General features: G+C 63.1%; 16 protein-coding genes. 6 read left to right on the plus strand and 10 right to left on the minus strand.

Annotated features, from left to right (window positions below):
* The first annotated feature begins 171 nt into the window (after nucleotides 1-171).
* The 3 genes from ACPWR9_RS01240 to ACPWR9_RS01250 all read left to right on the plus strand — a co-directional run bounded on the left by ACPWR9_RS01240 (nucleotide 172) and on the right by ACPWR9_RS01250 (nucleotide 4240).
* Nucleotides 172-1767, plus strand: coding sequence for a glucan biosynthesis protein G (locus ACPWR9_RS01240; RefSeq protein WP_426312496.1), 1596 nt, complete (start codon nucleotides 172-174; stop codon nucleotides 1765-1767).
* Nucleotides 1768-2129: 362 nt separating this feature from the next.
* Nucleotides 2130-3509, plus strand: a complete 1380-nt coding sequence (locus ACPWR9_RS01245; RefSeq protein ID WP_426312497.1) for an MFS transporter — start codon at nucleotides 2130-2132, stop codon at nucleotides 3507-3509.
* 272 nt (nucleotides 3510-3781) lie between these two features.
* Nucleotides 3782-4240 (plus strand): hypothetical protein, encoded by a 459-nt coding sequence (locus ACPWR9_RS01250; RefSeq protein WP_426312498.1) that lies wholly within the window; start codon nucleotides 3782-3784, stop codon nucleotides 4238-4240.
* A 41-nt stretch (nucleotides 4241-4281) separates the two neighbouring features.
* On the opposite strand, the gene ACPWR9_RS01255 is transcribed toward ACPWR9_RS01250, so the two are convergent.
* Together ACPWR9_RS01255 and ACPWR9_RS01260 are read right to left on the minus strand one after the other, a co-directional pair.
* Entirely contained in the window at nucleotides 4282-4644 is a 363-nt protein-coding gene (locus ACPWR9_RS01255; RefSeq protein WP_426312857.1) for a MarR family winged helix-turn-helix transcriptional regulator, read from the minus strand.
* A gap of 138 nt (nucleotides 4645-4782) precedes the next feature.
* Nucleotides 4783-5745 carry an alpha/beta hydrolase gene (locus ACPWR9_RS01260; RefSeq protein WP_426312499.1) on the minus strand — a complete coding sequence of 321 codons (963 nt, stop codon included), beginning with the start codon at nucleotides 5743-5745 and terminating at the stop codon, nucleotides 4783-4785.
* A 202-nt stretch (nucleotides 5746-5947) separates the two neighbouring features.
* On the opposite strand from ACPWR9_RS01260, the gene ACPWR9_RS01265 reads away from it, so the two are divergent.
* A complete protein-coding gene (locus ACPWR9_RS01265; RefSeq protein ID WP_426312500.1) occupies nucleotides 5948-6424 on the plus strand; it encodes a GNAT family N-acetyltransferase in 477 nt (158 codons plus the stop codon).
* Here the strand turns inward: ACPWR9_RS01265 and ACPWR9_RS01270 are convergent, their stop codons facing one another.
* The 8 genes from ACPWR9_RS01270 to ACPWR9_RS01305 form a co-directional block, all read right to left on the minus strand.
* Entirely contained in the window at nucleotides 6425-7216 is a 792-nt protein-coding gene (locus ACPWR9_RS01270) for a DUF4852 domain-containing protein (protein ID WP_426312501.1), read from the minus strand.
* Nucleotides 7217-7268: 52 nt separating this feature from the next.
* A complete protein-coding gene (locus ACPWR9_RS01275; protein WP_426312502.1) occupies nucleotides 7269-8054 on the minus strand; it encodes a hypothetical protein in 786 nt (261 codons plus the stop codon).
* Between the two features lie 222 nt (nucleotides 8055-8276).
* Entirely contained in the window at nucleotides 8277-8993 is a 717-nt protein-coding gene (locus ACPWR9_RS01280; protein ID WP_426330708.1) for a hypothetical protein, read from the minus strand.
* The gene (locus ACPWR9_RS01285) at nucleotides 8990-9703 is read right to left on the minus strand and encodes an RNA polymerase sigma factor (protein ID WP_426312505.1); all 714 of its coding nucleotides are present in this window, start codon (nucleotides 9701-9703) and stop codon (nucleotides 8990-8992) included. Before ACPWR9_RS01285 ends, ACPWR9_RS01280 begins: the two co-directional genes overlap by 4 nt.
* A gap of 105 nt (nucleotides 9704-9808) precedes the next feature.
* A complete protein-coding gene (locus ACPWR9_RS01290) occupies nucleotides 9809-10234 on the minus strand; it encodes a T3SS (YopN, CesT) and YbjN peptide-binding chaperone 1 (protein WP_426312507.1) in 426 nt (141 codons plus the stop codon).
* Nucleotides 10235-10311: 77 nt separating this feature from the next.
* Nucleotides 10312-11721, minus strand: a complete 1410-nt coding sequence (locus tag ACPWR9_RS01295; protein ID WP_426312508.1) for a histidine-type phosphatase — start codon at nucleotides 11719-11721, stop codon at nucleotides 10312-10314.
* A gap of 72 nt (nucleotides 11722-11793) precedes the next feature.
* Nucleotides 11794-12654: an IclR family transcriptional regulator gene (locus ACPWR9_RS01300; protein WP_426312509.1), complete on the minus strand. Its 861-nt coding sequence runs from the start codon at nucleotides 12652-12654 to the stop codon at nucleotides 11794-11796.
* Nucleotides 12651-13484 (minus strand): IclR family transcriptional regulator, encoded by an 834-nt coding sequence (locus ACPWR9_RS01305; RefSeq protein WP_426312511.1) that lies wholly within the window; start codon nucleotides 13482-13484, stop codon nucleotides 12651-12653. Before ACPWR9_RS01305 ends, ACPWR9_RS01300 begins: the two co-directional genes overlap by 4 nt.
* A gap of 295 nt (nucleotides 13485-13779) precedes the next feature.
* On the opposite strand from ACPWR9_RS01305, the gene ACPWR9_RS01310 reads away from it, so the two are divergent.
* Together ACPWR9_RS01310 and ACPWR9_RS01315 are read left to right on the plus strand one after the other, a co-directional pair.
* Complete coding sequence (locus ACPWR9_RS01310) at nucleotides 13780-14739, plus strand: MBL fold metallo-hydrolase (RefSeq protein WP_426312512.1); 960 nt, start codon at nucleotides 13780-13782, stop codon at nucleotides 14737-14739.
* 114 nt (nucleotides 14740-14853) lie between these two features.
* Complete coding sequence (locus tag ACPWR9_RS01315) at nucleotides 14854-16593, plus strand: FAD-dependent oxidoreductase (protein ID WP_426312513.1); 1740 nt, start codon at nucleotides 14854-14856, stop codon at nucleotides 16591-16593.
* The last annotated feature ends 11 nt before the right edge of the window (nucleotides 16594-16604 follow it).

Consider the following 16604-nt stretch of genomic DNA (forward strand, 5'->3'; position numbering starts at 1 on the left):
GTGCTCCTCGTCGTATCGGCTGGTGTTGCACATCGTGGGAAATGGCCCAAGAGCGCAACGCGAAGTGCGATACTTTGCCACAATTGGCACTTTTTGAAAGATTTTGATTCTCTAGTGCTGTAAGGCCGGTGCCGCGCTTCCCGGTGCCTCCCCCAACTCTCGGAGAGCCATGTGTTTTTGTTTTCCCCTGCCGTGTCTTGGCGCCAACGCGCGCTAGCGCTGGTACCTGCCCTGGCGGCTGCCGCCGCGCTCGTTTCAGCGGCGCAGGCGCACGCCTTCTCCCTCGATGACGTCACCGCCCGCGCCAAAACGCTGGCCGATACGCCCTACGCCGCGCCGAAGAGCAACCTCACGCCCGCCTTCGCGCAGATGCAGTTCGGCGACTACATCAAAATCCAGCCCAAGCGCGAGAACTTCGAGTGGAAAGACCAGCCCACACCGTTCCGGTTGGGCTTCTATCACCAGGGCATGCAGTTCAGCACGCCGGTGAAGATCAATGAGATCGTCGGGAGCAATGGCACCGATAAGGTCAGCGAGATCAAGTACGACAGCAGCCGTTTCGATTTCGGCGACCTAAAGCTCGACCGCAGCGCCACGCATAACCTCGGCTACGCGGGCTTTCGCGTGCTTTACCCGATCAATGAACCCGGCAAGCTCGACGAAATCATGAGCGTGCTCGGTGCGAGCTATTTCCGCGTGATTGGCAAAGGACAGGTCTACGGGCTCTCCGCCCGCGGTCTGGCGATCAACACCGGCTTGCCAGTGGCCGAAGAATTCCCGGCTTTCCGCGAGTTCTGGATCGTGCGCCCCACGGGGGAAGAGAAGCGTCTGGTGTTCTACGCATTGCTCGACTCGCAAAGCGCTACCGGGGCCTATCGCTTCGAACTGTCGCCCGGTGAAGACTCGGTGCTCAAAGTGCAAGCGCGCGTGTTCATGCGCGGGCCGGTCACCAAGCTCGGCATTGCACCGCTCACGAGCATGTTCCTGTTCGGCCCGAATCAGCAGCGCGATCCGTATAACTTCCGTCCGGCGTTGCACGATTCGAACGGGCTGGCCATTCACGCCGGTAACGGCGAATGGATCTGGCGCCCGCTCAACAACCCGCGCCACCTTGCCCTCAGCCAGTTTCAGGTCACCAACCCGCGCGGCTTCGGTCTGCTCCAGCGCGGACGCGATTTCTCGCAATACGAAGACCTGAAAGATCGTTACGACCTGCGCCCGAGCGCGTGGATCGAGCCGCAAGGCGACTGGGGCAAGGGTCACGTCGAACTGGTGGAAATTCCGACCGCCGATGAAACCAACGACAACATCGTCGCGTTCTGGACGCCCGATCAGTTGCCGCCCAAAGGCCAGCCACTGCAAGCCGACTACACCATCCACTGGACGATGAACGAGCGCGGCATCATCGATCGCAACGTGGCATGGGTGAAGCAGACGCTGCGCACGGCCGGTGAAATTACGCAGGCCAACCTGATTCGTCATTTCGACGGCAGCACGGGCCTTGTGGTGGACTTCGACGGTGGCCCGCTCGCGACGCTGCCTGCGGGTGCGGTCACACCGCAGGTGAGCGTGAGCGACAACGCGACGATCATCGAGCAGACACTGCAACCGAACCCGGTCACGCGCGGCATGCGCCTGAACCTGCGCGTGATGGTGAAGGATCCGGCCAAGGTCACCGAACTGCGCGCTGCACTCGTCTCTGGCGGCAAGGCCGTGAGCGAGACGTGGAGCTACCAACTGCCGCCGTTCTCGGTGGCTAAGCAGTAAGCCGTCTTCGCGTCTCCACGAGACGCGCGTGCACTGCCGCGACCGGCCTTCAGGCCGGTCGCCACCCCTCCCCGCCCGCCGATTAAACATGCACTTAAGTGCAATGTTCCGTCATGTAAAACCCTTAAACGGCAATATATGGCTTGCAGACGTGTGACTTTTCGCGTTTACTGCATGCACAATATTGCATAAATGACCACCTTCCACGACGAGGAACGGTGGTTTGCTTCATTGGCGGACGCCTGTTGTGGTTTGCGGGCAGCGCCGGTGAAGCTCGGCCAGGTGCCGCTTGCGTCGGTCAAAGACATCCCGAAAGACTCCCCGCACTTCGACGGGGGGCGTTTTGTTATGGAGACACCCGCATGCGACATATCGACGTACATCATCTCGCCGACGAAGCCCGCTTCAACGGCTATCACGGCCGCATTCTGGTCTGGTGCGCGCTCATCATCATCTTCGACGGTTACGACTTGGCAGTCGCGGGCATCGCTCTGCCCTCGATCATGAAAGCGATGGGTGTGGACGCCACCAGCGCCGGGTTCATGGTCAGCGCGGCGCTGTTCGGCATGATGTTCGGCGCCATCGTGATGGGCATGGTTGCGGACAGCATCGGGCGGCGCAAGGCCATTGCGATTTGCGTGCTGATGTTCTCGCTCTTTACGGCGGCGGCGGGGTTCACCCATGAGCCGATCAGTTTCTCGGTGACGCGGTTCTTCGCAGGCGTCGGCATTGGCGGCGTGATGCCGATCGTGGTCGCGCAGATGACGGAATACTCGCCGCGCAAGTTGCGCGGCACGCTCGTCACGCTGATGTTCTCGGGCTACTCGGTCGGTGGCATGCTCGCCGCGTTGCTCGGCAAGGGACTCATCGAATCGTACGGCTGGCAGTCGGTGTTCCTTGCCGCCGGGCTGCCGGCGCTGCTGGTGCCGTTCGCCATGCGTGCGCTGCCGGAATCGATGCCGTTCCTCATCAAGACCGGCCGTATCGATACGCTCAAGCAAGTGCTCGCGCGGCTCTCGCCCGCGTATGTTGCACAAGCTGGCGATCAGTTCGCGTTGCCTGCTGCCGATCGTAAATCCGCCGCACCGCTCTCGCGCCTGTTTCAGGACGGGCGTGGCTTTAGCACCGCGATGCTGTGGGTCGCGTTCTTCATGTGCCTGTTCATGGTGTATGCGCTTAGCTCGTGGCTGGCAAAGCTCATGGCGAGTGCCGGATACAGCCTCGGCTCGGCGCTCACGTTCGTCTTGGTGCTGAACTTCGGCGCGATGCTCGGTGCGATTGGCGGCGGCTGGCTGGCCGATCGCTTCAACATCAAATACGTGCTCGTCGGCATGTACGCGCTCGCCGCTGTGTCGATCACGCTGCTGGGTGTGAAAGTGCCGACGCCGGTGTTGTTCATCCTTGTCGGTTTGGCGGGTGCATCGACCATCGGCACGCAGATCGTGACGTACGCCTATGCAGGGCAGTTCTATCCGATGGCGGCGCGCGGCACCGGTATCGGCTGGGCGTCGGGTGTTGGGCGCAGCGGGGCGATTCTTGCGCCGATTGTGATCGGGGTACTGGTCGGCATGTCGCTGCCGTTGCAGCAAAACTTTATGGCAATCGCCATTCCCGCCGTCATCGCTGTCATCGCCGTGTTGCTCATCGACCACAGCAAATCGGCGACGGTGCAACAGCAAGCTGCCGGCACGTCGCAAAACAAAGCACCGGGATTGGCGAACGGCGCGGGGGAACCGGCGTAATCACGCGCGTCAAGACTGCGCTAGTTCAACGAAGCTTCATGCTGCTAAACAGCTTTGCATGGCAGCGCGCTCGCGCGTTGTCATGCGAGAATCGCGCCGCGGCTGTCGCGGGATTGCCAGTCGTTTTCCGAAGATGGGTCACGCGTCGGTGCAGGGGCAAAACAACAATAGCCCGGCGTGTGCGCACAACTTATGGAAGATCATTCAACCCGAGCACCTCAGGTGCCGATAACCAGATATCCGTCCCGTCGGATGCTCTGGGGAATAACGACATGTTGCGTCCTGCTTTGCTGTGCGCTTTCGCGCTGACTACCCTGCCTGCCTTGTCTGTCGTCAGCGCACCGGCCCTCGCGGCCCCACCTGCGGATACCACCGGCACGACTGCCAACGTTACGCAGATTTCCACTCGCCAAAGTGTCACCAGCGACGCCGTGTTTTCTGGCGCAGCGGTGGCCACGCTCGGCGCCGATGCGCTGCGCAATGCACACGGTAACTTCGGCGTGAACGTCGCCGCAGGCGCCGCGAACGCGCAGTCGAATCAACTGGTGCTCGCCAGCGCGTCGAATGTGATGGTGAACACGCGTCAGGATATTCGTCATGCCGCGACCGTCAACGCCGCGCCGAATGCCTCGCTTGGCGATCGCGCACTGATGGGGGCCTCGGGCAACATCGGTGTGAACGTCGCCGCGGGCGTCGCCAACGGACAATCGAACGCGCTTGCCATTCACTAAGCGGGGCCGTTTCGCTTCGCTTTGAAGTCAACTGACCGTCGTTATTCGTCGGTCGGGAACTGCGTTTGCAGATTGCCCAGCCAGCGCGCAACGACCTTGAGTTCGGCTTCGCTGAAGTCGGCGTGCAAACGCGCGTTGAGTTCGGCCAACACGTCGCGAGCGCGAGCGATGGCCTTGTGACCGGCAGCCGTCACGCTAAGCCGTGTGGCACGTCCGTCGATGGCATCGGCGTGGCGAGTGAGCAAGCCCGCGTTCACCATGCGATTCGCCAGCCCGGTCATCGACGAGGGCGACAGGTGCAACGCCGTACCGACTTCCCCGACCAACGCATCGTCGTGATGCAGTAGATAAAAAAGCACACCGGCCTGCGCCGCACTCACGCCAGCGCTGTCATCCGCACGCATATCGATCCAGCGTTGCACGTGACGTTGTCCGACATTGAGCAGGAACAGCAACCGGCGATCGAGCGCCTCGACGGGCTCGGTAGATTTTTGTGAAGTGCGAAGTGAGGTCTTGGCAGCAGCTGGTTTCGCTTTGGGCATTCAGGCTAGGTGAGGAGAGGCCGATGAGAATGGCGCCGATGCGTTGGTACACGCCGGCACGCCCTGCCCCGCTATTCCTGTTCTCGCTGCTTGATTCGCCTCGCCTGTCGACAGTAACCAGTCGACAGTTTCGGGCCACAGGAATGCGCCGGCACGCTGGCGAAAGTATCCCATATGGCCGATCGTTCCGGTATCCGAACGACTCGCTTCAATGGTGCAGCGCACCACTGGCGCATGACTCAGGCGCGACACGAGCATGTCGATGCCGATAGGCGTTGCCCACAGATCGTCGTCGAACCCCATCGCGAGAATCGGCGTGCGCACGCGCGCAAATCGTGACTCGGCGTGCAATGTCGGATCGTCGAAAAAGTAGTTGGCGAGTCGCGTCCATCCGCTCCACTCCAGGAACACCCCAACGGGCAGATCCTCGCCGATGCCCAGTCGCTTGCCCGGCATATAACCCAATGCGCGCGCGAGGGGCGGCGCCACCCAATGCATCAGGCATGTGATGCGTGCGCGCTCACGGCGATTCGTCACCACGCGCATCGATCCCGCGTGAGACGCAATTTGCACCGCCGCTTGCAGCAAATTCGTGCTTTCGCAAAGTCCGAGCGCGTGCCCGCCAAAGCTGTGACCGACGGCGTAGAGCGGCAGCGACGGGTATTGCTCGTGGACCCACCGGGTGACACCTTCCACATCGAGATCAGCCCAGTCGCGCATGCGGGCGGCAAATCCGCGCAAGGTCGATGGACGAGAGCCGTCGATGCCGCGATAGCTGTACGTGATGGCAATCAGACCTCGTTGCGCCACGTATTGCGCGAAAGCGAAATACAAGCGTTCCGGGACCGCTGTCGCAGGATGGATTAGCACCACGCCGCGCGCAGGCAGTGTCGGCGGATACCATGCGTGGGCGCCTAGCGAGTAACCGTCTAGTGCCGGGATTTCCAAAGCAAGCGATGACATGCCACTGCTCCTCGGCGCGCAGCCGCTGGTGGGCGCGCCATTGAATGCGTCTTTGATTTATTTCGTACGCGAAGTATATGTCGTATTTTATTTCGCTCACGAAGTAAATTAGAAGAAAGCCACGACGCGATCATGGACTTGTATGGAGCGTTTTCATCGCGGGGAGTAAGCTGACGAGCGCCCAACCCTCTGGACTCACGCCATGAACGATTTCCTCGCCACCGCCAAGGTGCGCAGCGCCACACGTGAAGACTTGCCTGCGATCATTGCGTTACTGGCCGACGACGTACTCGGAACGTCGCGCGAGAGTACCGATCCGCAAGATTTGCCGATCTACGAGCGCGCCTTCGACGCGATGGTGGCGCAAGGCGGCAATGAATATCTGGTCGTCGAGCGCGATGGGCAGTTGCTCGCCGTGATGCAGTTCACTGTCATCGCAGGGTTGTCGCGGCGCGGACGCACCCGCGCGCTGCTCGAAGGCGTGCGCGTCTCGAGCGCCTGTCGCGGGCAGGGCGTCGGACGCTGGTTTTTCGAGCAGGTGTTCGCGCGGGCTCGCGCCGCTGGTTGCACGCTCGTGCAACTCACCACGGACAAACGCCGTGACGATGCACGGCGTTTTTACGAAAGTCTCGGCTTTCATGCCACCCACGAAGGCATGAAGCTCGAGCTGGGCGAGTAATTACTGCGACGCCAGCACGTTGCCCTGACGGTCCACCAGCGCCACCTTCACGATCTGTGCACTCACGGCTTTGTTCGCGATATCCGCCGACTGCGTGAACCCGTAGACCACCAGATTCGGCGTGTCCCCGCGAGCGCGCATCGACTCGATCTTGCGCGCCGCGTTCTCGTCTTGCACGCTCAGATCGCGGAAACGGTCGCCATTGGTAAAGCTCAGACGGTACTCACCGTTGTCGAGGAAGTAGCGGTACGAGCCGGTCTCCGAGAGCGAACTGTCCAGCGGGAACGCCTTTTTGTCGAACGCGTACTGACGAATGCCGTTGGTGATCGTCATGCGAAAGTAACGCTGTGCCTTCGCTTGCGCCACCGACGCCTCGATCTTCGGCTTGAGCGCTTCGAGCAGGTCGTGCTTGCGAAACTCGTCGTTCGAATTCGCGTAGTCGCGCGACATGCGACGCGCCACCTGATCGTAGTCGACCGGCAGATCGGCCAGCGCCAGATACGAGAACATCAATTGATTGCCGCTGTTCAGTTCAATGTAGCTGGCGTCGGGCGTAGCGGGGTCACCCTTCGGCAGGCTGTCCTGCACCATCTGCTTTTGCAGTTGCTGCGCGGCCTGCGGCGACTTCACATCGTTGAGATTGGCCGGGGCGGCGGCAGCTTTCTCGGGCTGGGCATCGCCGCCCTTGTTGCCGCATGCGGCCAGTCCCATGGCACTGGTGGCGATGAGCGTTGCGATCAACAGGCGCTTAGCGGGAGCGGAGGACGAAATCAGTGGGTTGAGCGTGTTCATGGCAGTCGAATCCTGATGAGGTGTTGTTGGGGTGTCGTCGATTAGCGTTGAATTAGCGTTGCGCGAGGTAGCCACGCAGGCCGATCCCTGCGAGATACACGCTGACGATGAGCGAGAGGTAGGCACCGAAGCCCAGCGAGATCGCTTTGAGCGCTTCACGCACCATCTGCGAGGCAAAGTCCGAGGCCATGCGTCCCGCATCGCGACCGCCGAACATCGATGCCGCCGACTGCGCTTGCGACAGGCCGTCGCTGATGTTCAGGTAGATGGCGAGGGCAATCGCCACCATGAAGACCAGCGGCAACAGATTGGCGAGATGCGCGCGGCGATCCTTCAAGACATAGGGGGCGAGCGGCGCGATCAATGCCAGCACCGCCACCAGCCCGTACAGACCCGCGCTGCCGCCGTTGCTACCGAGCGCGTTAATCACCCCGCCCGGCGCGTTGATAAGCCCCAGCAACTTCCAGAACGAGATGCCCACGCGATAGTTCGCCGAGACCTGCACCGACAGCACGTTGAGCATGAACCAGCCGACGGCCAGCAGCGCCATCGCGCCCAACGTACGGGCCCCGAAACGGGCGACGAGCGCGTTGCCCTTCTGCTTCACGGCCGCCATCGCATCGTCGGCCGCCTCGCGTGCCAACTGGCTCTCGGAGATCACGTTCAACATGACCACCTTGCCCGCGTCGTCGAGCAGCGCCTCGACCGTCATGTTCACCGCCGGGGCTTGCGACGATTGCCACACGCCCTCCAGATCGAACGGATGCTGGCGGGAGCCGATCATCACCAGACCGGGGCCGGCGCTCGTGTCGCGCAAAATCTTTCCACGTTGCTTCATGTCGTTTCTCCGCAATTAGGTCGCCTTCTCGGCGTGGGTAGCTCCGCTGACCGGCTCACATCCCCGTTGGTCGGTGGCGTGCGTCGCAGCAGTTACTCCCCTATTCGGAGTCCGGACGGAAAACCGGACGACTTTTTTCAGATTTTTTTGAAGCCGTCGCAAAAATGAAAAACGGGGACCGAAGTCCCCGTCATCGACACGGTGTGTTGCCCGCTATCCGTGCTATTTGCCGTCGCTCGCGACGTCGCCATAGACGATCAGGCCCGTTGCCTTGAGATCGGCCAACGCCTTCTTGGGATCGCCTGCCGGTACGGCCAGCCAGAGCATGCCGTCCTCGTCCGGCCCGCGTACGACGTCGAGTTGCAGGTCGCCCAGTGTCTTGCGAATTTGCGCGATGGTCGTCGACTCGACAAAGATCACCTGCAATAACGGCACACCCGGTGCGGGCGAGGCACCGCCGCCACGCATCGTGCTCGCGCTCTCGGTCGGCACCGCGAGCTTTTCCAGCCCGGCCAGACGCATCGTTTGCAGTCCGGCGAGCAGCGCCAGCGCCGCCACCGAAGCGAACGCCCAGCCCCGACCTACGGGCGCTCGCCACCAGGCGCGCAAGCGCTCGGTTAGCGTGGTGGGCTTACGCTTAGCCGCGCTCGCCTCGCCCTTGGGTGTTGCTCGCACGGCAATCGTCGTCGCGTCAGGCAGATCGTCGAACGCCACCAGCGGCGCACGTTCGGCATAGCTCGTTTCGATGGCTTCGCGGGTCGCGCTGGCGAACTCGCGCTCCTCAGCGACGATAGCTTGCCAGTCGGGATGCGCCGCGAGCTGTTGATCCATCCATGCCCGCGCTTCGTCGTCGAGCTTCCCGCATGCGTAGAAGAACGCCAGTGAGCGGAAGCGTTCCAGTTCGTCGTGCTTGTCGTCGTGCTTTTGGTCGTACGTCACTCGCCCATCTCCTTCGAAGCGCTGGCACGTCCTGCCGCGGCCGCTGTCAGGCCCAACTTGCGCGAGACACATCCGCGCATGCGCTCACGCGCCTTCTTGACCCAGCCGCGCACCTGCTCGGCGTTGATGAACACATCCGGTGGCAGCGTACGCTGCAACTCCACGGTCATGTCGGCATACGAGAGGTCTTCGTCGAGCGCCAGTTCCATCGCCAAACGGTAGTTGGGATTCGTGCCGGCGGGCAGCGCCTCGAGACACTTTTGCACAGCGCTCTGGATCTGATCGCCGTAAATGCCGTCGGCGGCACTCGGCCACTCGCAGGCAATGTCGTCCGGGTCGTCCGCGGCGTCCGGTACGTCGTCGAGTACCTTTGCACCGTCATCGGTGAAGCGGGAATGTTTGTAGTGCACGCGCAGCACGTCGAGCGCGCAGTACCGCGTGATCATGTTGACCCAGGTCTTGACGGAGGCGCGCGACGGATCGTAGTCCTGCGCGCCCGTCACGATCCGGCACCACGCCTCCTGAACGGTCTGGCGGGCGAGGTCGTCGTTGAAGCCGGTAGCTTGCAGGGCCTGCCGGTCGAGCGCCCCGGCCATGCGGTTGTAAAACTCGCGATGGGCCATCTTGACGGCAACACTGCCGTCCCCCGGTTGGCCGAACTTGCGCAACAGGCGCGTGAGTTCTTCGTTTTCGATATCGTCGCGTTTCATGCGGGCTCACGTAGTCCAGCCGCGAATTCTACGTGAGTTTAGCCGCCGTGGCGGGGCGCGAATTTTACGATCCCTTGCGCGCGTGGCGTGCCTGCGACACCGCCGTTACGCGTTCAAGCGCCGCGCGGGCGCTGGCTCCGGCGCACTGGTGTTGACCGCCTCGGCAAACTTCATCAACGCATGACTGAGCGCACGCATCGCGCGCACGAGCAACGGGCACCAGCACGTCTGATCTTCGAACCACAACTCCACGGTGAGCCACACGCGATCGCGCACGGTATAGATCTTCACCACTTTCATCTGGCGGTTGATCTCGTCCATGGCAATGTGCGCGCGATGCAGTTCGTCTTGCGTTTCGATCTCGTAGACGTTGGGCAGCAGCAGCTTGCCGTAACCCGGATCACTCTCGTCGAAACACAGCACGTATTGAAACCCCTCACGCTTGAAGGCGATGTCGCCGTCTTCGTCGAGGTGCGCCAAGAAGCCTTCCCCTTCAAGATGGGCGAGCAGGGTCTGGATGTGGTCTTGCATAGCGGGACTCCAAAGAGGTAGTTGACACTACCCCATTCGGAATGACGCTCAGAAAGCGGTCACTTATTTTGGGTGATTTACCGTACGGCTTCCAAGCACGCCGGAGAGAGCGCCGCTTTTGCCTTCTGGGCGAAGGCCGGCCAGCGACAAGACCGGCCATCCGGGCCATCGGTGCAGTCGGCCATCGGCAGCGCGATGCGCTTGGCGGGCTCGTCGAGCGAGAGCGCCGTGAGGTGCCGCATCTGATGCATCGATTGATAGACGAACTCGACACGCACGAACGGCTCGCCTGCCGGGTTGCGCCAGAGCGAGAACACCAACGCGCCGTCCGGCGGGGTGTTGTCCGGCTGATCGGCGAGTTGCCAGTCGAGCTTGAGCATGCCCGCCAGATTGGCCACATTGGTGTCGTGGCCAGTCAGCACGTACACCCGGTTGCCCACGGGCAATACCGGGCCGCGGACCGGTGCGGGGGGCGGTGCCCCGGCGTCGGCGGCCGAGCGGGTCAGCGCATCGAGTACGACGGCAAGCAGCGGTGTGCCGTTGGTCGCGGCCAGATAGGGGGTGCGGTCGAGCAAGTCGCGCTGCGCGTTATGGGCTTCGAGCAAACGTGCCCAGTCGTTTTCGTCGCGAATGCGTCCCCATGCCACGTCGTTGTCGGGGAAGCCTTCGCCGTATTGCAGCAAGAACACTTCGGATGCCGAGGCCGCACTGCCGAGCGCGCCCCGCAGCGTCACGCCGCTCCCGTCGCCTTCGACGCGTAGGCGCGTCGGCACGTCTTCGAGCTTGCAGCCGCCTTGCGCACCACATGCCGGGCTGCGCGAATAGTTGAGCACTTCATTCATGCGAGCCAGCGTGGCTGCATAACGTTTGTTCAGACCAGAGACACCGTCCGGCGCGAGACGCGCTTCAATCGCACCGCGCGCCGCCCCCGGGTCGAGCGGGCAGTCACCTGCGGCCACCGGATGGAACACAGCGTCGTAAGTGGTGAGATCGGTTTGATGGGCCGTGCGCATGTCGCAGCCGGGTGCGATGCCCTGCAACAACGCATTGCCGGTCTCGCGCGTGCGTTGATCGATGTCCGCCCAGCCATAGACCGTGGCTGGTGCCGGGCACGTGTTCTCGGGCAGGACACGACGGGCGCGCAGCCAATCGCCGTAGTAACGGCCCATGCGCTCGGCGAGCGAGCCGCCGCGCGCGGTCAGATACCCGGCGGGTACGGCCCAGCCCGGCCATGCGTCGGGACTGATCTTATCTAGCGGGGGATGGGCATGTGTCGGAGACCGCACGCCATGGCGACTCACAATGACGGTCGAGACCAGCGTCCAGTCGGCGGGCATGCCGTCGACATGGGCCGCCGACTCAGGCGGCTGCGCCGGACCCGGCTGTTGTTGCGGCGGCGACGCACAGGCGCCGAGCAACGCCGCAAGCGAAAGGATCAGCGCCAGCGTGGCAGCGCTCCCACGGGATTCGACGGGCATGCGAGTCATGGCGGCGGTGTGTCGGAATGACATGGATGGCGTTGGCGCTCATCTTACCTTGCCGTTATGACATCGCCCAACCTATTCGGCGTCGCCCGGCATCGCATCATCCGGCAGTCGGCCAACGGCGCCAAACCGCCACGACAAGCGATGCGCTGCGGCCAGCAGCGCACGCGCGGGGGCACCGTCCGGCGTCGTGTCGAAACTGCCCGACGAGCCCATCACCGCCAGCACCAGCGTTACCTCGCCCGTGTGATCGAACACCGGCACCGCCACCGTATCGATGCCGGGCACCGGATTGCTCAACGCCGTATCGAGCCGATGCGTGCGAATGTCGGCAAGCCGCGCCGTGTAATCTTTCGGCGGCTTTGCGACACGACCGTCCGCGCCCAGCCCAGCCATGCGCACGCTCTCCTGTGCCAGCATGCCGTCGAGTACGGCGGCAGGCAGGAAGGCCGCGAACGTCCGTCCGATGGCCGTGTTCACGAGCGAGAGCACTGTACCGATGCGCAAGCTCACGTGTTGCGGGCGCATCGCTTCTTCCAGCCGGACCACCGTGGGTCCCACGGGGCCAAGCACCGCCATCGCGGCCGACAGTCCCGTGGCTTCGGCGAGCGCCAGTATCTCGGGTTCCGCTTCGCCAGTCGGCGACAGGCGTTGCAGCGCCATCAGCCCCAACTCAAGACTGAGCGCACCGGCTTCGAAGTTGCCGCTCGCGTCGCGCGAGAGCAGGCCTGCGCGTTGGAGACTCACCAGATGAGGGTGCGCCTTCGCCGCGGCCATCCCCGCGTCGCGTGCCAAACCGTTGAGTGGCAGTGGACGTGCAGCCGCGACCAGCGCTTCGAGCAAAGCGCCCGTGCTCTCCAATGCTTGAATGCCGCGCTGCGGTTTCGATGGCGTGCCGGTGCCGTCCTTCCTGCCGCCCTTGTTGACGTCCGTCATGCCGTCTCCTCGTTCACCTGCTGAGCGACTGCGCTCGCCGTGTCCCGCAAGGCGCGCGCTGCGCTTCCCTGCCAATCCACATCGAGTGCCGCCGTCGGCCCGATAGCGGTGAGCGTGAGCCGCAACCGCCCGCTCGCATCGAAGACTGGTGCACACAAGCTGCTGACCGACGGGCTAGGCATGTTCACGCTGCGCGCCATGCCTTGCGTGCGTGTTTCGTCGAGCAACGCGGCGAAATGCTGTTGTTCATCTTCATGGGTTGGCAGTTGTTCGAGCCACGCCTGCGGCCATTCGGCTTGCGGCGTAAAGGCGCAGAACGCGCGGCCGGTCGACGTCGTGGTGAGCGACATGACCGAGCCGACGTGCAAGTTCACATGCAGCGGAAACGCCGCACGCTCGAAATGCACGACGAGCGGGCCTTGCGATGCCGGGGTGCAAATAGCCACGCAGTACCCCGTCTCTCTCGCGAGCGCGACCACGCGCGGCACGGCGGCGCGATACGCCGGGTCGTTCTCCAGATGGAGCAACGCGAGACGCAGCAGCATCGGGCCCGGCGCATAGCTGCCCGACATCGGGTCGCGCTTGAGCAGACCAAGCCGCGTAAGACTCACCAGATACGGATGCGCTTGGGCGGGCGGCAGTCCGGCCAGTGCCGCGAGATCGCCTGGGGCGAGCGGCCGACGCGCTTGGGCGAGCGCTTGCAACACGCGCGCAGCAACGTCGACGCTTTGCACCCCGCGCGAAACCCGCGCAGGCTGGCCGCCATCGTCGGCGCTGTGCTCGGCACCAGTGACGTCTTCGCGGACGCCGCCCTTTGGAATTCGATTCATGCAGAGACGGGAGCGGACTCCCGAAGAAAAAGTGGCCTAGTTTCTAAACAAGTCGCCGCGATGTCCCCGAAAACCGCCGTCTCAGGGTTCTCCCGGAGGCCGTAAGCCGTATCAATCGGACACGACGCAACATTAGCAAATAACAACCATATTTGTCATTGACAAATATTCAGGCCATTTCGTAAGATGGCCTCACCTGACGCCGATCGGCCGGCAGAGCATGCTTTTTTCAAGACATGCGACCTGCCACCGGCTGTCGATTCCTCCCCACAGACGAGATACGAGAGAGACAAGCATGGCTAAAGCATTCGCCTCGCAAGCCGACCTGGAAGCGAAGAAGGTCACCTTCACCCAACTGTCGGAGAGCGCCTGGGCCTACACGGCCGAAGGCGACCCGAACTCGGGCGTCATCATCGGCGACGACGGCGTCATGATCGTCGACACGACGGCCACGCCCGCCATGGCGCAGGACCTCATCGCCAAGATCCGCACCATCACCGACAAGCCGATCAAGTACGTCGTGCTCTCGCATTACCACGCGGTGCGTGTGCTGGGCGCGTCGGCCTACTTCGCCGAAGGCGCGCAGCAAATCATCGCGAGCCGCGGCACGTACGAAATGATTCAGGAGCGCGGCGAAGCCGACATGAAGTCGGAGATCGAACGCTTCCCGCGTCTGTTCGCGGGTGTCGAAACGGTGCCCGGCCTGACGTGGCCGACGCTCGTGTTCGAAAAAGAAATGACGCTCTTCCTCGGCAAGCTCGAAGTGAAGATTGCGCATCTGGGCTCGGGACACACGAAGGGCGACACGGTGGTGTGGCTGCCTAAGGAAAAAGTGCTGTTCTCGGGCGATCTGGTCGAGTACGACGCCGCTTGCTACACCGGCGACGCGCAACTGGCCGAGTGGCCGGCCACGCTCGACGCGCTTGGCGCACTCGGCGCCGAGAAGCTCGTGCCGGGCCGCGGCCCTGCGCTCACCACGCCCGCCGACGTTGCCAAGGGTCTCGCCTATACGAAAGACTTCGTGACGACGCTGTTCGAAGCGGGCAAGCAAGCCGTCGAACAGAAGCTCGATCTGAAGGGCGCCATGGCGCTCACGCGCAGCCAGATGGATCCGAAGTTCGGCCACGTGTTCATCTACGAACACTGCCTGCCGTTCGACGTGACGCGCGCCTTCGACGAGGCGAGCGGCATTTCGCATCCGCGTATCTGGACGGCACAGCGCGACAAGGAAATGTGGGCCGCGTTGCAGGACTGACCCCGCCTCAGATGCGGGCTGGCGTCCGCATCCGTGCAAACGTAGAGCAGAAGTAAAAACGGTGCCCGCCTTGCGCATAAGACGCGAGCGAGGCACCGGCGACGGAGACATTGCATGAGCAGCATCGATTACCAGCGCCTGACGTTCGATTACCAGCCGTGTGCGGAACAGTCGAGCGCAGTGCCCGAATCCCACGTGAGCGCGCAGACGCCGCATCCGGTCATCGTCGTTGGCGCAGGCCCGGTCGGCCTCGCGACGGCCATCGATCTCGCGCACCAAGGCGTGCGCGTGATCGTGCTCGACGACGACTGCACGCTCTCGACCGGTTCGCGCGCCATCTGTTTCGCCAAGCGCACGCTCGATATCTTCGACCGCCTCGGTTGCGGCGAGCGCATGGTGCAAAAAGGGGTTTGCTGGAATGTGGGCCGCGTGTTCCTGCGCGACCAGGAGGTCTACAACTTCGATCTGTTGCCGGACGCCGGACACCATCGCCCCGCGTTCATCAACTTGCAGCAGTACTACGTCGAAGGCTATCTGTTCGAACGTGCGCGCGAGTTGCCGAACATCGAAATTCGCTGGAAGAACAAAGTGTCGGGACTCGTGCAGCACGGCACACCGGGCACGCCCGACGCCAGCGTGACGCTCACCGTCGACACGCCCGATGGCGCGTATCAAACGACGGCGCGTTACGTCGTTGCTGCCGACGGTTCGCGCAGCCCGATGCGCAAGCTGATCGGTGTAGACAGTCACGGCCGTACATTCAAAGATCGCTTCCTGATTGCCGACGTGAAGATGACGGCGAACTTTCCGGCAGAGCGCTGGTTCTGGTTCGATCCGCCGTTCCATCCGAATCAGTCGGTGCTGCTGCATCGTCAGCCGGACAATGTTTGGCGCATCGACTTCCAACTCGGTTGGGATGCCGACCCCGAAGCGGAAAAAACGCCCGAGCGTGTGATTCCGCGCGTGCAGGCGTTGCTCGGACCCGATGCCGAATTCACGCTGGAGTGGGTGAGCGTGTACACGTTCTCCTGCTTGCGCATGGACAGCTTCCGTCATGGCCACGTGCTGTTTGCCGGAGACTCGGCACACGGAGTGTCGCCGTTCGGCGCGCGCGGCGCGAACAGCGGCGTGCAGGATGCAGAAAATCTCGCGTGGAAACTGGCGATGGTGCTCGACGATCGTGCGCCCGATGCGTTGCTCGACACCTATGCCCGTGAGCGCGAGTTTGCCGCCGACGAAAACATTCTCAATTCGACGCGCGCCACGGATTTCATCACGCCAAAGAGTCCGGTGTCGCGCGTGTTTCGTGACGCCGTGCTTACGCTGGCACGCGATCACGCCTTCGCTCGCCAGTTGGTGAACAGTGGCCGCCTGTCGGTGCCCGCGGTACTACATACATCGACGTTGAATACGCCGGATCGCGACACGTTCGTGGGCCGCATGGTGCCCGGTGCCACTTGCCTCGATGCGCCGCTCTCGCGCAACGGGCAAGACGGCTGGCTATTGCCGCGCTTGGACGGACGTTTTGTCGCACTCGTGTTTGGCTCGCCATCGTCGCTGGATACGGCCGCGCTTGCGACTTTGCAAGCGATGGCAAATGACCGCGTGCCGGTAATGCCTGTATTCGTTACCGATGACGTGACACAAACACATCACGAAAACGTTTGGCACGACGTGCAAGGACTAGCCGCGCAGCGTTACGACGCGACGCCGGGCACGGTCTATCTGGTTCGCCCGGATCAGCATGTCTGTGCACGCTGGCGTTCGCTCGATGTGGCTGCGATTGCGCAGGCGCGCGAGCAAGCGCTGGGCCGCGCAGTGTCAACGCAAGCGCAACTGCCATGCGCAGCGTGACAGCAGCGCAG

Source organism: Pandoraea pneumonica (genome assembly GCF_049918595.1).
Lineage (GTDB): Bacteria > Pseudomonadota > Gammaproteobacteria > Burkholderiales > Burkholderiaceae > Pandoraea > Pandoraea pneumonica_A.

Excerpts from the sequence above, each read along its gene's own strand:
- ACPWR9_RS01295 (WP_426312508.1), bottom strand. The coding sequence starts at position 11,721 with ATGACTCGCATGCCCGTCGAATCCCGTGGGAGCGCTGCCACGCTGGCG.
- ACPWR9_RS01260 (WP_426312499.1), bottom strand. The coding sequence starts at position 5,745 with ATGTCATCGCTTGCTTTGGAAATCCCGGCACTAGACGGTTACTCGCTA.
- ACPWR9_RS01285 (WP_426312505.1), bottom strand. The coding sequence starts at position 9,703 with ATGAAACGCGACGATATCGAAAACGAAGAACTCACGCGCCTGTTGCGC.
- ACPWR9_RS01270 (WP_426312501.1), bottom strand. The coding sequence starts at position 7,216 with ATGAACACGCTCAACCCACTGATTTCGTCCTCCGCTCCCGCTAAGCGC.
- ACPWR9_RS01250 (WP_426312498.1), top strand. The coding sequence starts at position 3,782 with ATGTTGCGTCCTGCTTTGCTGTGCGCTTTCGCGCTGACTACCCTGCCT.
- ACPWR9_RS01255 (WP_426312857.1), bottom strand. The coding sequence starts at position 4,644 with ATGCGTGCGGATGACAGCGCTGGCGTGAGTGCGGCGCAGGCCGGTGTG.
- ACPWR9_RS01300 (WP_426312509.1), bottom strand. The coding sequence starts at position 12,654 with ATGACGGACGTCAACAAGGGCGGCAGGAAGGACGGCACCGGCACGCCA.
- ACPWR9_RS01245 (WP_426312497.1), top strand. The coding sequence starts at position 2,130 with ATGCGACATATCGACGTACATCATCTCGCCGACGAAGCCCGCTTCAAC.
- ACPWR9_RS01275 (WP_426312502.1), bottom strand. The coding sequence starts at position 8,054 with ATGAAGCAACGTGGAAAGATTTTGCGCGACACGAGCGCCGGCCCCGGT.
- ACPWR9_RS01290 (WP_426312507.1), bottom strand. The coding sequence starts at position 10,234 with ATGCAAGACCACATCCAGACCCTGCTCGCCCATCTTGAAGGGGAAGGC.
- ACPWR9_RS01310 (WP_426312512.1), top strand. The coding sequence starts at position 13,780 with ATGGCTAAAGCATTCGCCTCGCAAGCCGACCTGGAAGCGAAGAAGGTC.
- ACPWR9_RS01265 (WP_426312500.1), top strand. The coding sequence starts at position 5,948 with ATGAACGATTTCCTCGCCACCGCCAAGGTGCGCAGCGCCACACGTGAA.
- ACPWR9_RS01305 (WP_426312511.1), bottom strand. The coding sequence starts at position 13,484 with ATGAATCGAATTCCAAAGGGCGGCGTCCGCGAAGACGTCACTGGTGCC.
- ACPWR9_RS01315 (WP_426312513.1), top strand. The coding sequence starts at position 14,854 with ATGAGCAGCATCGATTACCAGCGCCTGACGTTCGATTACCAGCCGTGT.